The sequence below is a fragment of the Salinivibrio sp. IB643 genome, assembly GCF_001996105.1.
GTDB lineage: Bacteria > Pseudomonadota > Gammaproteobacteria > Enterobacterales > Vibrionaceae > Salinivibrio > Salinivibrio costicola.
The window spans coordinates 38060-53884 of sequence record NZ_MUFF01000007.1 but is presented as its reverse complement, the minus strand read 5'-3'; the positions used below and the strand labels follow the sequence as shown (position 1 = coordinate 53884).

The window sequence follows — 15825 nt, the reverse complement described above, 5'->3', positions numbered from 1 at the left end:
ACGGGAAGTGCAGCACTAACATGGAGACAAATGACATGCACTCAAACACCTCCGAGCAACGGGGCGGCCCACATAAACGCACGCTGTTTACGCGTTTTCTCGATACCGTCGAGTGGCTCGGCAACTTATTACCCCATCCTGTGACCTTATTCGCAATTTTCTGCGTCGCCATTCTGCTGGCATCGGGTGTCGCCGGTTACTTTGATGTTTCAGTGGCGGATCCGCGTCCAGAAGGCGCAAGCGGGCGTGCCGCCGATGGCATGATCTACGTGCAAAGCCTGCTTAATGCCGAAGGTTTGCAAATGATCGTCACCAATTTGGTGAAAAACTTTACTGGCTTTGCGCCATTAGGCACCGTATTGGTTGCTATGTTGGGTGTCGCAGTAGCCGAGCATTCTGGCTTACTCTCAGCATCAATGCGTGGTTTAGTGATGGGCGCCTCTCGCCGTACCGTCACCTTTACCATTGTCTTTGCAGGTATTATCTCTAACACCGCCTCAGAGCTCGGTTATGTGGTCTTAATTCCGCTCGCGGCGATGATCTTTCACTCGTTAGGCCGCCACCCACTTGCCGGCTTAGCAGCAGCATTTGCCGGGGTGTCGGGCGGCTATTCAGCTAACTTATTTCTGGGTACCGTCGACCCATTGCTCTCCGGGATCACCGAATCTGCTGCACAAATGATTGACCCCGAGTACACCGTGGGCCCAGAGATGAACTGGTACTTTATGTTTGTCTCCACCTTCTTTATTGCCTTTGTCGGCGCCTGGATAACCGATAAGATTGTTGAGCCTAAGCTTGGACCTTATGACCAAAGCCAAGCGTCTGAAGACATTTCTGCGGCCTCGGCCAGTAAGCTTAATGATGACGAAAAACGCGGCCTGCGTAATGCGGGGATTGCGGTGCTGATTGTCAGTGGTATTTTAGCGCTCACCATTGTCCCAGAGTGGGGAGCACTGCGTCATCCCGAGACCGGTGACGTGGCGGGATCTCCGTTCTTGAAAGGGATTGTCGCCTTTATCATGGTGTTCTTCGCGGTACCGGGTATCGTGTTTGGTCGTACGGTTGGTACCATCAACAACGATCGTGATGTGATTGACTCGATGTCGAAATCGATGAGTGCGATGGGGATGTACATCGTACTGGTGTTCTTCGCCGCTCAGTTTGTCGCCTTCTTTAAGTGGACCAACTTCGGCCAAGTGATTGCCGTCGGCGGCGCAGACTTTCTGCAAACCATTGGTTTAACCGGTCCTGCGTTATTCTTTGCCTTTATTTTAATGTGCGGTCTAATCAACCTATCGGTGGGATCTGCATCGGCACAATGGGCGATTACCGCACCGATTTTTGTGCCGATGTTAATGTTGGTGGGGTATGCACCAGAGACCATCCAGTCCGCTTATCGTATCGGTGACTCGGTCACCAATATCATTACTCCGATGATGAGTTACTTTGGGCTGATTTTGGCGGTAGCTTGCCGCTATGTGAAAAACCTGGGGATTGGTACCTTAATAGCCACCATGCTGCCTTACTCGATGATCTTTATGGTCGGGTGGAGTATCTTGTTCTATGTGTGGGTTTTTGTTCTCGGTTTACCGGTCGGCCCGGGCGCAGAGACGTATTACAACTTTAACCAATAATCGTCTTTGATTCTTTACCAGGCAAGCCGATCACGCTTGCCTTTTTCCCTCTTAAGTGGGATTTTCATCCTTCCTCGAAGACGGTTATAGTAACGCTATCTCAATGATGGTAGCCAACAAATGACAACTCTTGCCGACAGTCAGGACCAACCGGCTTGCGACGCTCACTCTCTTGCCCGCGAGGCACAACTGAGTGAGACGTTTAAACACAATATTACGCCCTTTTGGCAGCAACGTGAGCATGGATTTTTCCATGGAGAAAGTGGCTTGCGTCTGCATTGGTGTAGCTTTACGCACCCACAACACACGCGTGCAGTCGTGGTGGTAAATGGCCGCATTGAAAGCGTAATGAAGTACCAAGAGATCTTTTATGACCTCTTTCAAATGGGCTATGACGTTTACAGCTTTGATCATCGCGGCCAAGGTTTATCAGAGCGTTTAGTCATTAAACCGCGCGATTTGGGACATGTTGAACGTTTTGACGATTATGTCACCGATCTCGCGACCTTCATGCAAACCATTCGGGCCCATCGTCATTATGATCAGACCTTCATGCTAGGTCACTCGATGGGGGGCGCCGTTGCCACACTCTATGCGCATCAGTATCCGAACGCGCTCGCAGGATTAGCCATGACCGCGCCCATGTTTGGCGTACAAGTGAGTCCCTGGCTCGGCCGTATCGCGCCTTGGCTTTGTCGCTCGATGGCACGCTATCAACACCCACCGCGTTTTGGGCCGGGGCAAGTGGGCTATCGTCATGTGCCGTTTGAGCAAAACCGCCTGACTCACTCGCGAGCACGCTATGCCTGGTTTCGCCAGCTATATATCAACCAACCCCAGTTACAAATCGGTGGACCGAGCGCGCGCTGGATTGCCGAAGGCATGGCCGCAGGCGAACAATGCTTAGCGGTCGCATCACAATTAACGACGCCAACATTTATCTGCCAAGCTGGTGGCGAGCAAATCGTCTCTAATCCGGCCATGTCGCAATTTCATTTTTTACGCCAACAGGCCAATCAACCCAGTCAATGGCAGTTTTTTGCAGGGGCACGGCATGAGATCCTGTTTGAAACCGACACCCATCGTATTGCAGCTTTATCCGCAATACGCGACTTTTTTGATCGCCAATGCAAGAATCGCTAATGCAAGCTGCCGGCTCATCCATGGGGTCACTAAAAGCGGAAATCAAACAGTGATAGTGTTCCCTTTTTAACCGCTACGAGTTGCAGTAGACTCAAAGTATACTGTGATTGTGATCGCCAAACTAATGAGGACATGATGTACAAACTTGTCGCTTCTGATCTCGACGGTACCTTGCTGACGCCTGAGCATCGTATCGCCCCCTATACCAAGCAAGTGCTGGAGCACCTTCATCAGCAAGGTATTCACTTTGTGTTTGCGACAGGTCGCCATCATGTCGACGTTGCTAGCATTCGTGAAACGGTTGGTATTCCAGCTTACATGATCACCTCGAACGGCGCCCGTGTGCACGACAGTGATAACCAGTTGGTTTACCAGCATAATGTTGACCCTGCTATCGTCGCGAGTCTGATTCAAGACGTCAAAGATGATGCAACTGTCACCATTCACTTATACCGTGATGATGAATGGCTACTGAGTAAAATGGACGAAGAACTCGCCCGTTACCATCAAGACTCAGGGTTCCAGGCCCGTGAATTTGACGTCGATAATCCCCCGGTTGATAACGTGGCCAAGATTTTCTTTATCCGCCATGATCATGACTACCTACTGCAGTATGAGCATCAATTTATTGAGCAGTATGGGGATCAAGTCAGCATTGCCTTCTCTACCCCTTTCTGTCTCGAAGTCATGGGGAGTGGGGTGTCAAAAGGCGCAGCCTTAGAGGCCGTCGCCCGCCGCCACCAGCTCAATCTCAGTGACTGTATTGCGTTTGGCGATGGCATGAATGATGTCGAAATGCTGAATGCCGCCGGCCAAGGGCTGGTGATGGCAACGGCACAAGCACGGGTAAAAGCGACTCTTTCAGACAAGGCAATCATTGGCAGCCATGCCGACGAAGCCGTCGCTCGCTATTTAAAAGCCCATTTATTGGATCAGTGACAGCTTCATTGGGCTTACTTTTGGCGCCAGCCTCGCTGTGGTCACTCCCCCACCATGGCGAGGATGGCCTGCCATTGGGTATCCGTCACCGGCATCACACTTAGACGGTTGCCTTTTTTCACCAAGGGCATCTCAGCCAGGGCCGGATTACCTTTCATCTCAGCCAAGGTAATTAACGGTAAATGACGCTGATACGCCACATCCACCATAAACCAACGCGGGGCTTCTGGGGTGGCTTTAGGGTCAAAGTAGCCACTGTCTGGCTCAAACTGGGTATGGTCGGGATAACACGCACGCACCACGGTCGCCACGCCGACTACCCCAACGTGCTTGCAGGATGAGTGATAAATCAACACCTGATCACCGACCGTCACCTCATCACGCAGCATATTTCGTGCTTGATAATTGCGCACCCCTTCCCAGCATGAAACCTTTTGCTGCTTTAAGGTGTCTATGGAAAACGTATCTGGCTCGGTTTTAAATAACCAATAACGCATGCTAGCTTGCTCTTCATCCAATCCTAATGGCAATCTTGCCCGCCAGCTTGAATCGGCGCAAGTCTGTCTATCGCTTATCACAAGGAGTTTATCGTGCCATCCACTCGTCATCTGTTCGTGATTACCGCTGTGAGTGTGCTCAGTTTGGTGGGATGTAGCCAATCTTCTGGCCCTATAGAGCTTGGGCACCGTAGCGATGTCGTTGCCTCGGGACTCAGTCAGTCGCCAATTCCTTTTATGCAAAGCGGTCGTATCGCTGTGAGTCCCGAAACAGCCAGTTTTACCCCCTGCGGCAGCCAACAACAGTACTGGCTCGATTTAACCAGCGAACAGCGCGCGGCACTTGACCAGCATGAGGCGTCGGTTTATGCCGAATTTGAAGGTTTTTTCACCCCTGTCTCTCGCCGAGGTTTTAGTGCCGATTACCCCGCCGCCGTCACCGTTTCGCGCTTAAACATGCTGACACGTGAGCTAAAAGGTTGTGCTCAACCGCGTAATACTGTGCTGGCCGAAGGCAGTGATCCCCAACTTTGGTCCGCCGCGGTAGGAAAAGGACATGTAGCGTGGGAAAGTGACAATGATACCCAAGAGGTTCCCCTATCCGACTATCAGTTGGACGATGAACAGGCACAGTTTAGCAGTAAAGAGGCCGTTCTCACTCTCACCCTCAACGGCTGCCAACAAAGCGAACACACCCTTTATGGCTGGCAGGCTCGTTTAAAAACAGCCCAAAATACCTTCCAAGGCTGCGCGGTTTTGCCTTCAGCCGACACCAGCCAGCATTGGACGGGCCAATATCAAGGCACCAGCCAGCACTCAGGCCAACCAACACTGACCACCAAACTGACGTTACTGCCTGACCACAGCGCCATCACTACCTATCACCCGCAAGGGGAAGCCGTGACTAAAGAAACCGGGGTTTGGCAGCCGGTCGCTAACAATAAGGTACAAGTACTGACCACTCGTAGCGGCGAACAAATGGTAGTGTCTGAGCGTATTTATCAACGCAACGGCTTGTCCTTGACCGCAACCGAAGAGACATTTAATGGCAATACGTATCCTTTGGGCCCTGAAGGGTTAACACTTAAGCGTCAGGTCGATGGCGCGGACAGCAGACAACAATGACCTGGTATTCGTGGCTGGGCTTGCGCACAATAGCGCGCTATTAACCAAGGAGACAATCATGGCCCGTTCGCCCTGCCGCCAATGCGGTTTTACCTATCACTGTATCTGTCACTGCTATTGGCCGCTTGAAAGCCAATTGCAATGCGTGCTGGTGATGCACGAAAACGAAGCGGCGCGCCAATCCAACACCGGCAAACTGGTTAAAGCGGCACTCCCCCACACTCAGATAGAGATTTGGCAACGCAAACAACCACCGCAAGCCTTGCTCGACAGCTGGGCGCGCGGTGATGTATCACCTTGGTTGTTGTTTCCCAGTGATGATGCCGTCCCCGCAGATAGACTCTTCGCTGACCCGGCTCGGTCTGTCTCTTGCGAGAATAGGTTAGTCTCTTGCGCGGATAGGTCAGTCTCTTGCGCGGAGACGTTAGCCGCCACGAATGCGCCTCGCGCGCCGTTACAATTTGTGGTGCTGGATGCGACTTGGCAGCAGGCGCGAAAAATACTCAATAAAAGCCCATGGCTCAACCGTCTGCCGCGGGTCAGTTTGCCGTCGACAGCCGCCTCGCAATATACGCTCAGGCGCAACCAGCCACCTGGACACCTGTGTACCAGTGAAGCGGTGAGTGCATTACTACGAAGCCGAGGCGACGTGGATGCCGCCACGCAGCTGGACTATTTTCTTGCCCACTTTATCGAGAGCTACGAGGCCGACCGCCATCATCAAACCGAGCCTCTCCCCGCCGCCAAGGTGCTGACGCCAAAAGAATGAACAAAAAAACGCCGAGCACAGCGCGCTGCCATGCTCGGCGTTTAAGCGGTTTATAGGTTACAGCTTAAAGCGGCTGATCTCTTGCTCGAGGCTATGAGAAAGCTCGGATAACGTCGCAGCTTGACGCGCGGCTTCATCCGCTTCGGTCGATAGCTCATTGGACACATCGCGAATGCCCTCTGAGTTACGGGTGATCTCCGACGTCACGCTCGACTGCTCTTCCGCTGCCGACGCAATTTGGGTCGCCATATCGCTAATCTGGCTCACCGCCGCGACAATCTGGCTCAAGCTTTCGTTCGCCGCGCTGGCATCGTCCACACTGGCATGAGCGCGTTGCTGGCTATCTTGCATCATGGTCACCGCGCGACCGGTTGCCTGCTGCAAGGTATCAATCATCTGCTGAATTTCGGTGGTTGAAGCATGAGTACGCTGGCTCAATATCCGTACCTCATCAGCCACTACCGCAAAACCACGGCCATGCTCACCGGCGCGTGCTGCTTCAATCGCGGCATTCAACGCCAGCAGATTGGTTTGCTCGGCCACTTCTTGAATGGTCGACAAGATGCTAGTAATGCTATGCGCATGCTGGTCGAGCTCACCAATCACACCGGTCGCCGCTTCCACTTCACGGGCAAGCTCGGTGATCGAGTGCTTACTTTGCTCCACTTGTTGGCCGCCATCGTTGGCAACGCTTTCGGTCTCTTGGGCGGTGCGCGCGGTGTTATCCGCATTGCCGGCAATATCTTGGGTCGCCGAGGCCATTTCATGGATAGCGGTCGCCACCATATTGATTTCATCTTGCTGATGACCAATACGGGTGGAGCGCTCTTCGGCTTGTGCCGCGGTCAACTCAGCTTGTTGCTTGAGCGAGCCAGACAGCTGGCGCAAATGCGACACCATGGTGTGCATATTGCCGACAAAGCGGTTGAAGTTATTGGCCAGTTTGCCAATTTCATCATTACTGTGTGGCTCAAGGCGCTGGGTTAAGTCCCCTTCACCGGAAGCAATTTCTTCTAGCGCGGCGGACACATTGAGTAAATCACGGAACAACACATGCATCAACCACGTCACAGCACCGGCCACCAGCAAGGTGATCACCACCGCGGTCAGCATTAGGTCGAACAAGGCATCACCCTGGCTGGCGTATTCGGTGCGCTTATCCAGTTCAATCGCCAGCACCCAATCGGTGTTGGGAACCGACGCAAAGTAAAACAGTTTATCGACCCCATCGACAGGCAATTCCACCAGCGATTGCTGTGCCAACGCCTGACGCACGCGGTTTTCATTCAGCTCAGGAGACAGGCTACGATACGGCTTTAGCAAGCGTGCTTTGTCTTTGTGGGCGAGAAAAGTGCCATCGGAGCCTAACAGCATCGCGTTCGCATTTTTGCCCACTTTCAATTGGGTCACATCGCGGATCAACTGGTCAATCAACACATCCGCGCCCACCACACCGATCAATTCGCCATTGCGACGCACCGGCTCGGCCAAAGTCACCAGCATCGCACCGGTAATCGCATCACTGTAGGCGGTGGTAATCATCGGGCTACCTGCACTCACCGCTTGCTTGTACCACGGGCGGAGGCGAGGGTCATAATCATCGCGGTTGCGCTCTGGGCGCGAGCGATACATGGCACCTTGAGGAGTACCATAATAGATATCGTCAAACCCACCGGCCTCGCGCGCTTGCTGTAAATAGCTCACACGATGGCTACTGCTGGTGTAATCGGTAAAGGCGCTGGTGATATCAGCACGGATTTGCACCCAACCGCTGATCGATTCAGTCGCCGCATCGGCGATACCACTGACGCGGCTATAGATGCTCGACTGGGTTTGGGCTTGAATCTGGCTTACCGCAAGCCAGGTGAGAAAGGCGGCCATCAGCAATACAGCAGATAAGCATGCCCCAATTAATTTTTGTTTTAGTGATAACTGCATGGGAACGGCTCTCAAAGCAACGACAGGTTAATTCCAAACTCCCCGATAACCGAGGTAGCAATAGTGAACAGCCGTCACCCCGTCCCTAGGGTACCGCGAGCCCATCCAGCGCGTCGCGGGTTCACTGCGCCGGATAATTTTTATCCGACATGGCAAGCGCGCGCTAATGTAACAGCGCGCAAGAAAGATTGCCATTTTTTAGACAAAAAACAGTCAACTAGAGAATATTTAGAATAAAGATCACATAAACCAACTATCGCTTATGATACGCAGTTTGTTGCAAACAACACAAAAGCAAGCATCTGAGGATTGGGCACTCCTCGCAAGACCGACGGAAACGCGGCCTATTGGCGGACCTCAATAATAACTCGGCTATCTGCATATGAATCAATCAGCGCACCTATCTTTTTCGTGTTCTCTGAGTCGAGAAACGCATCCCATTCATCCAGAATCAAGTGACCCGAGCTATTTTCCAGTAACCACTGAATACTCTTGGCGGAGTACATACCATCAGACAGTATTGCTGAATCATCCCAGGGCCACAGTAAGCGCTTAGACGGGTTGAAGTAGAGATAATCATTTTTGGCACAGAGGTCCCTTAAGAAAGAAGTTTTCCCAGATCCGTTTTCTCCAACAACGCGAAAACGGCCCTCCTGCGCTTGAGCAAGGTTCACGGTATCAACGCTCTCGTTATCTTTAAGGATCGCGATATTCCATTGTGGCTGGTAAAGCGGCTTACGTTTCGAAAAACACGTCATCACCGACAACTGCCCTTTGATAGACGGAAAAGAGATTAACAAGCTAACAATATCCGACGCAGAATTTAAAAGATGATAAATGCGTGTGAGGTTAACAATCGACGCCACCTTTACCTCCATCGGGACACTGCTAGACGTAAAAATGAACAGTAATACACAGGAAGTTGGCGCAAGCGCGAGCAAGGAAGAGACCAACAATGCCTTATACCTAAACACAGCCTCTTTGATTCTCAACCCTAAGTATTTCGCTTTCCCTTCCTCGAACCGCGTTTGATAAGCCAATGCATTTACCGACGAACCAAAATGTACATTGTCATGGATAGTCGATAACGTTGACGTCAGTGATGAACCCGCTTTATGGGTGGTGACGGCGTTATTTTCCAGATGCGAGGAAATGATTTTATTGAACCCCAAGATAAGCAGCACACTGATCATAACGCTGACAAAAAAACGCCAATCAATAAAAGCGGTGATCATTAGCAGACTCAGGAAGAAGTTGAGCCCAGACGACATCCCCCAAAAGGCATAGCCAATAAAGTCAGAAATCGCACTCTTTCCCTGAGAAACGTACACGCCCAGCGTATGGTCGACTGTGCGACTGTCAGTGCAAGATTGATAGCGTTTAGTCGCGGATTGCCAAAATCGACTCAGTGATTCACACAACCACTTTTCTTTATACACATCAGAAAAGTAGCTGATTATATGGGGAAGAATCATCGCGACAATGTAGAGGAATACCCAGAGCTTCAATGCTTCATAATGTTGATTAATTTCAATAATATAGCCTGAAACCATCACAGAGGCGAAAATAGAAAAAGCAATCGAGGACTGATGAAGCAGCACAAATAGAAACGTATAGAGCGTGTTTTTATTCGATACACCACGGCATATCTCTCTCACGCTTAGAAAAGAAATCACTCACCACTCCTTGGCTCTACTTAAGGAAAAACGGGGAGTCTTCATCCTTTATCCACCCCGCAGCAAATTCTCTACGTGATTAGCGATTAAGCAATAAATTCAGTAAGATAATGTGAATCCAAGCATGTTTTTTTACACATGCTGCCCGGCTACCCAGCCGGAGCTCCAAGCCCATTGGAAGTTATAGCCGCCGAGCCAGCCGGTGACATCAAGCACTTCACCGATAAAATACAGGCCGGGAATATCTCGTGCTTCAAGGGTTTTCGAGGAAATTGCGTGGGTATCTACCCCGCCAAGCGTCACTTCTGCGGTGCGGTAACCTTCAGTGCCGTTTGGGGCAATGGACCACTGGTGAACGTAGTGATGAAGTTGATCGAGCTGCTTGTCATCGAGCTGCTTGAGCGGTTTATCCGGCAAGCTATCACGCGCAATCAAGACCTCGACCAAGCGTTTGGGGAATAGGCGAGACAGTGAGGTTTTTAAGGTTTGGTTGGGGTGCTTATCACGCATGGCTACCAGCACGTCTTTTAGCGACTCACTGGGGAGTAAATCGATAGTGACCGCTTCGCCCGGTTGCCAAAACGAGGAAGTTTGCAACACCGCCGGTCCCGATAAGCCGCGGTGGGTAAAGAGCAGATTCTCGGTAAAGCACACCCCAGACTCAGTGGTGATCGAACATGGCACCGACACCCCGGAAATATCGGCAAAGCGCGTTTTGTCCTCTTGGTGCAAGGTATACGGCACCAAGGCGGCGCGAGTGGGCAGCACTTTTAGACCAAATTGCTCGGCAAGCTGGTAACCAAAGGGGGTGGCACCAAGCTTGGGCATGGAAAGGCCGCCCGTGGCGACTACCAAAGACTGGCAGCGTACCGGCTCACCATTGAGTTTGAGGCGAAAGCCAGCTTCTTCTTGCTCGATATCATGCACTTCACAGCGATAGCGTTGACTGATGGTGGCTTGGTCGCATTCGGCCAAAAGCAGGTTAACGATATCTTTGGCGCTGTCATCACAAAATAGCTGGCCGTGGTCACGCTCGTGATAGGCCACACCATGGGTCGCCACTAGACCAATAAAGTCCCATTGGCTGTATTGCGCCAATGCGGATTTAACGAAGTGCGGGTTCTCACACAGGAAGTTATTGGCGGTGACGTCATAGTTGGTGAAATTGCAGCGTCCCCCGCCTGAGATCAGGATCTTGCGCCCCGGCTTTTTGGCATGGTCCACCACCAAAACGCGGCGGCCACGTTGGCCGGCTTGTGCCGCACACATCAATCCGGCGGCACCGGCGCCAATCACAATTACATCATACTCAGTCACACGCTTACCTGTTTATTCTCTGCTCACCCTGTGGGAGCGGCATTGTAGCAGCCCGCGCGTGGGCGGCAAGCGCGATTTAACGCGCCTGCGCGTCAGGCGGTGCCATCATGGCACCTGCGTTTTGCTCAATCATACTAGGGTCCATATGCAACGTACGGGTTGGGAAAGCAATATCCGCACCGTGCTGATGAATAATTTCAATCGCTTTTAGTAACACGTCTTGTTTTACCTGATGGTAACGCTGCCAGTTGACCGTTTTGGTGAAGGTGTAAATAAAGAAATCAAGTGAATGCGGGCCAAAGCTGTTGAAGTTCACAATCAAGGTTTGTCGCGTTTCGATGTCTGGGTGAGCCTCAAGCATCGCATACACATCATCAATTACCGCACTGATTTTACCGGCGTCTTGATAACGCAGCCCAATAGTTTCGTAAATCCGACGGTTCAGCATCCGCGAGGGGTTTTCCACCACCACGTTACTGAATACCGAGTTGGGCACGTATAAAGGGCGCAAATCAAAGGTCCGCACTACCGTCATGCGAATACCAATTTTTTCCACCATGCCCTCAATGTTGCGATCGGGGGAACGCACCCAGTCGCCTACTTTAAATGGCCGATCAAAGTAGATCATCACCCCACCGAAGAAGTTGGAGAGCAAATCTTTGGCGGCAAGACCGACAATTAAGCCCCCCACACCACCAACCGTGAGTAACCCAGAGACACTGACACCCAGGCTTTGTAGCAGCGTAATCACGCCAATGCAGACGGCGAGTGCGCGTAAGACGTTGCCAATGGCGTTAATCGTGGTGTGATCACGGCGCCCTTCGTCAAATAACAGCTGCTCACCACTGTTGACCAATCGGAGCAAAAACCAGATCAATAAGAACACGACCAGCAGCTCTCTAATCACACTCACCCAGCTTAAGTTCAAGTGACCCGCGGTATTATCAAGAAAAATTTCTAGCGCATGAAACGCAGGCCAGCCCCAGATTAATAGGGAAAATGGCGTATCAATCGCGGGCCACAACACATCATCCCAACGTGTTTGCGTGCGCTCTGCCAGTGCTTTTAAGCGCCCGATCAAAACACGCCATATCGTCCAGACGACGGCTCCAAGCCCCATCAAAATGACAATATCTGAGATCCAGTCCCACGCGGCGGCTTGATAGAGTGACTGCCACCATTGGATTAGGCTTTGCATGCTTCCCTCACGATTACGGTGTCCAGGCGTTTCTGTTTGCCAGACTAACAAAAAAATGCTGACCAAGGTCAGTATTTTGTCTAAAGGATGGTTATCCGTTTACCAGCCCGCAAAAGCGACAAGAAAAAAGGTCGCGAGCAAGACACCGGACAGGGCAACATTAAGCGTGAACAGATGACGTACCTTATTGCATTTACCCACAAATACCGCATCGTGATGATGAAGGTACTCTTGGCTGCGAATATATTGGTATAAACGTTTTTGTCGCGAGATATCGCCTTGGGGCGATAAAGTGAAGAAGTTGCTCTCACGACGACAGATTTGCTGGTAAAGTAACGGATTGGCATCACGTAACATCACCACCAATGCCCGCAATGACGATACATAGCGTGCGATATTTATCACTGTCACTGTGAATACAGCCACAATTAGGATATCACCGTTCATAATCCTCTCCCTTCACTAGACTGGATGGCGCTTCAGAGGGAGAGGTTACGTAATTACTGCCCCGCTGAGCTGTCCATCACTGACGTTGATTCTTCAACTGCCATCGATGCCAAGTCTTTGTCGATAAAGAACAGAGCCTTGCCATCTTCGCCGACTAACTCGATCTTATCGAGTACGCCTTTAAACAACTTCTCTTCTTCGTGTTGCTCCGCGACATACCACTGCAAGAAGTTAAAGGTAGAATAGTCTTGCGTGGTAAACGCGGCATGCGCCAAGCTGTTAATTTTTTCCGTGATTAAGCGCTCATGCTGATACGTTTCGCGAAACACTTCACCTAATGAGGAAAATTCGTGACGCGGTGCATCAACCGACCCCAAGATAGGCATGGCTCCTGTCTCACTCACATAAGTAAACAGGCGCTGCATATGCTGCATTTCTTCCTGTGCGTGTTTATGTAAGAATTTTGCCGCGCCTTCGAAACCCTGATCCTCACACCAAGCGCTCATTTGTAAGTATAGGTTTGATGAGAAAAACTCCAAATTGATCTGCTCATTGAGCCTGTCAACCATGGCAGGTGCTAGCATATAAAACGTCCTCTTTATTGGGGGTTAGCTGCCATTCTGACCAGCAGCACGTCGGTTTTCAAGCGGATTACGCCGGTAATGTCCAGCGTGACCGATTCTTATATCGAATTTATGGCCCGCCTCATTGTCGAATTCTTAATCGGAATGCGATCACAGTGACGGATTTTGCCTCTCAAGCTGGTTAAACTGCGTTTATAACCTCGCATAAAAAGGATAACTCTATGTCATACAAGCATATTTTGGTTGCGGTTGATTTGTCAGATGACAGTGAAAAACTGTTGAAGAAAGCTGACGCACTTGCCTTCGCCTTGGGCGCACAACTGTCGTTGGTTCATATTGACGTCAATTATGCCGAGCTCTATACCGGACTGATTGATATTAACTTAGTCGAATCACGTAACCGAGTGATTGAAGAAGCCCAGCAAAAACTCAATCAACTGGCCAGCGACGCACAAAGCACGGTCACACACACCTTGGTCAGTAGCGGTGATTTAGCGGAAGAGATCACAGAGTCGATTCAAAACATGGGGATTGATTTGGTGGTCGTCGGCCATCATCAAGATTTCTGGAGCTCGTTGTTGTCGTCAACTAAACAACTGCTGAATAAAACGCCCGTTGATCTTTTGATGGTGCCCATCCGCGACTAAACCCTCTTCGCTAACCACTCTCGACAGAAGGCGGGTCATTCTGCCTTCTGCGCTTTTAACCATACGCTGACTGGGAACCGATTGCGTCCTAGAAGCGAAACGGTACACTGCCCTTTTACTCTCTTTATCGAAGGAACCGAGTTATGGGGTATCTTAGCGGCGTGACACTGCTGTGGGCCTTTTCGTTTAGCTTAATTGGCGTGTATCTAGCCGGCCAAGTCGACAGCTACTTTTCTGTATTGATGCGTATCGTGCTGGCAGGATTGGTGTTTTTACCTTTCTTACGTCCTCGCCAAGTGCGGCTCGCGTTTGCCGCCAAATTGATGTTAGTCGGCGCATTTCAGCTTGGCATCATGTACTGTTTCTTCTATCAGTCCTTCTTATTCTTATCGGTACCAGAAGTGCTGTTGTTTACCGTTTTTACTCCGCTTTATGTCACCTTAATTTACGATGCGTTGAAAAGGCAGTTCAGCGCTTGGTACCTGCTCACCGCGGCCATTGCGGTGCTTGGCGCCGTAGTGATCCGCTATGCCACTGTCAATCCGGACTTTCTGGTTGGTTTTTTAGTGGTACAAGGTGCAAATTTGTGCTTTGCGATTGGCCAGGTTGGTTACAAATACTTGATTGAGAAAGAGCACACTCAGCTGCCTCAGCATGCGGTATTCGGTTGGTTTTATCTTGGCGCCTTAGTGGTGGGCGTGCTGGCTTTCGCCTTGCTCGGAAACAGTGACAATCTGCCTTCTACGCCAACCCAGTGGGGAGTGTTGATTTATCTAGGCACCATCGCCTCTGGGCTGGGCTATTTCTTTTGGAATAAGGGTGCAACCCTGGTCAATGCTGGGGCGCTCGCAGTGATGAACAACGCGCTGATCCCAGCCGGCATTGTGGTGAACGTGCTGATTTGGAACCGCGATGCGGATCTTCTGCCGTTACTCAGCGGCGGGGTCCTGATTTTAGCCGCGCTGTGGTTTAACCAAACCTGGGTCAAGCGCCGCGTCGACGCCCAACGGGATGCCGTCCAACGGTAGGCCGCCCCAAAGCCTCAGTAACCCGAACGTAAAACAGGCAGGGAACCCCCTGCCTGTTTATTTACTCGAGAGCCAACCCTGATCAGATAAAGGCAAACGCGTCTGAGTAGAGATGATCACGACTCACGCCACGCTCTTTGCAGAACATATCACGTGCCACGCCTGCCATTTCAAAGCGCCCGGCAATATAGATATCGTAAGCGCCGAGGCTAACAAAATCTTCCATCACCGCTTCTAATACATTCCCTACTTTGCCTCGCCATTCGCCTTCCGCCTGTTCAACCACAGGCATAAAGGTAATATTGCGATGCGATTCAGACAGTGCTTGCAGCTCGTCATGCGCGTAAAGCTGGCACGGGTTGCGTGCCCCCCAATAAATAAAGATCGGAGACTGTATTCCTTGATTAATACAGTGATCGACCATGCTGCGAACATACGAAAAACCGGTTCCGCCGGCAATCAACAGCAAGGGACGCTCACTCTCACGCAACCAGGCATCGCCGGCCGGTTCGGTGATTTCAAAGCTCGCTTCACCGCTTTCTAGCACGGCTTTGGCTTTTTCGACCACTTCCAGCGCAAACGGATTTTCATCGGCGGCGCCCACATGGAGCTCGAGCTCACCGCCGTCTTGGCGACATGGACTACTCGCCAGTGAAAACGGGCGTTTATCTTTTTCGCCCATTACCGCCATCACATATTGCCCAGGGTGATAGCTCACCGCCTGCTGAGGCTTTAGGACAATGCGGTAAGTGTGACACGCCAGCGACTCAACGGCGGTCACTTCACATAGTATCGACATTCTGTTCCTCTGTTCGTTTTGCTACAGCCGTTGAGGTTATGAGAGGCGGTATCACTACCGCCTCAGGCTGTATTTTTATCATTA

General features: G+C 51.1%; 15 protein-coding genes. 7 read left to right on the top strand and 8 right to left on the bottom strand.

What is annotated here, in order from left to right:
• Positions 1–35 precede the first annotated feature (35 nt).
• The 3 genes from BZG77_RS05210 to BZG77_RS05200 all read left to right on the top strand — a co-directional run bounded on the left by BZG77_RS05210 (position 36) and on the right by BZG77_RS05200 (position 3716).
• Entirely contained in the window at positions 36–1634 is a 1599-nt protein-coding gene (locus BZG77_RS05210; protein WP_077646460.1) for an AbgT family transporter, read from the top strand.
• A 120-nt stretch (positions 1635–1754) separates the two neighbouring features.
• Positions 1755–2777: an alpha/beta fold hydrolase gene (locus tag BZG77_RS05205; protein WP_077646459.1), complete on the top strand. Its 1023-nt coding sequence runs from the start codon at positions 1755–1757 to the stop codon at positions 2775–2777.
• Positions 2778–2912: 135 nt separating this feature from the next.
• Positions 2913–3716, top strand: coding sequence for a Cof-type HAD-IIB family hydrolase (locus BZG77_RS05200; RefSeq protein ID WP_077461872.1), 804 nt, complete (start codon positions 2913–2915; stop codon positions 3714–3716).
• Positions 3717–3757: 41 nt separating this feature from the next.
• Here the strand turns inward: BZG77_RS05200 and BZG77_RS05195 are convergent, their stop codons facing one another.
• Complete coding sequence (locus BZG77_RS05195) at positions 3758–4213, bottom strand: EVE domain-containing protein (RefSeq protein ID WP_077646458.1); 456 nt, start codon at positions 4211–4213, stop codon at positions 3758–3760.
• 93 nt (positions 4214–4306) lie between these two features.
• Here BZG77_RS05195 and BZG77_RS05190 point away from each other — a divergent pair, with 93 nt between their 5' ends.
• Positions 4307–5338, top strand: coding sequence for a hypothetical protein (locus BZG77_RS05190; RefSeq protein ID WP_077646457.1), 1032 nt, complete (start codon positions 4307–4309; stop codon positions 5336–5338).
• Positions 5339–5396: 58 nt separating this feature from the next.
• Positions 5397–6107 (top strand): tRNA-uridine aminocarboxypropyltransferase, encoded by a 711-nt coding sequence (locus tag BZG77_RS05185; RefSeq protein ID WP_158011417.1) that lies wholly within the window; start codon positions 5397–5399, stop codon positions 6105–6107.
• 57 nt (positions 6108–6164) lie between these two features.
• Here BZG77_RS05185 and BZG77_RS05180 read toward each other — a convergent pair whose 3' ends face one another.
• The 6 genes from BZG77_RS05180 to ftnA all read right to left on the bottom strand — a co-directional run bounded on the left by BZG77_RS05180 (position 6165) and on the right by ftnA (position 13267).
• Positions 6165–8045, bottom strand: a complete 1881-nt coding sequence (locus tag BZG77_RS05180) for a methyl-accepting chemotaxis protein (RefSeq protein WP_077646455.1) — start codon at positions 8043–8045, stop codon at positions 6165–6167.
• 344 nt (positions 8046–8389) lie between these two features.
• Positions 8390–9721, bottom strand: a complete 1332-nt coding sequence (locus BZG77_RS05175; RefSeq protein ID WP_077646454.1) for an ATP-binding protein — start codon at positions 9719–9721, stop codon at positions 8390–8392.
• A 132-nt stretch (positions 9722–9853) separates the two neighbouring features.
• On the bottom strand, positions 9854–11038 hold the full coding sequence (locus tag BZG77_RS05170) for an NAD(P)/FAD-dependent oxidoreductase (protein WP_077646453.1): 1185 nt from the start codon (positions 11036–11038) through the stop codon (positions 9854–9856).
• 76 nt (positions 11039–11114) lie between these two features.
• Complete coding sequence (locus BZG77_RS05165; protein WP_077646452.1) at positions 11115–12236, bottom strand: mechanosensitive ion channel family protein; 1122 nt, start codon at positions 12234–12236, stop codon at positions 11115–11117.
• A 99-nt stretch (positions 12237–12335) separates the two neighbouring features.
• Positions 12336–12683 carry a hypothetical protein gene (locus BZG77_RS05160; protein WP_077646451.1) on the bottom strand — a complete coding sequence of 116 codons (348 nt, stop codon included), beginning with the start codon at positions 12681–12683 and terminating at the stop codon, positions 12336–12338.
• Between the two features lie 53 nt (positions 12684–12736).
• Complete coding sequence (ftnA, locus tag BZG77_RS05155; protein WP_077646450.1) at positions 12737–13267, bottom strand: non-heme ferritin; 531 nt, start codon at positions 13265–13267, stop codon at positions 12737–12739.
• Between the two features lie 221 nt (positions 13268–13488).
• On the opposite strand from ftnA, the gene BZG77_RS05150 reads away from it, so the two are divergent.
• Together BZG77_RS05150 and BZG77_RS05145 are read left to right on the top strand one after the other, a co-directional pair.
• Positions 13489–13914, top strand: coding sequence for a universal stress protein (locus tag BZG77_RS05150; protein ID WP_077646449.1), 426 nt, complete (start codon positions 13489–13491; stop codon positions 13912–13914).
• A gap of 143 nt (positions 13915–14057) precedes the next feature.
• The gene (locus BZG77_RS05145) at positions 14058–14942 is read left to right on the top strand and encodes a carboxylate/amino acid/amine transporter (RefSeq protein WP_077646448.1); all 885 of its coding nucleotides are present in this window, start codon (positions 14058–14060) and stop codon (positions 14940–14942) included.
• Positions 14943–15024: 82 nt separating this feature from the next.
• Here BZG77_RS05145 and fre read toward each other — a convergent pair whose 3' ends face one another.
• Positions 15025–15741: an NAD(P)H-flavin reductase gene (fre, locus tag BZG77_RS05140; protein ID WP_021022215.1), complete on the bottom strand. Its 717-nt coding sequence runs from the start codon at positions 15739–15741 to the stop codon at positions 15025–15027.
• Positions 15742–15825 lie beyond the last annotated feature (84 nt).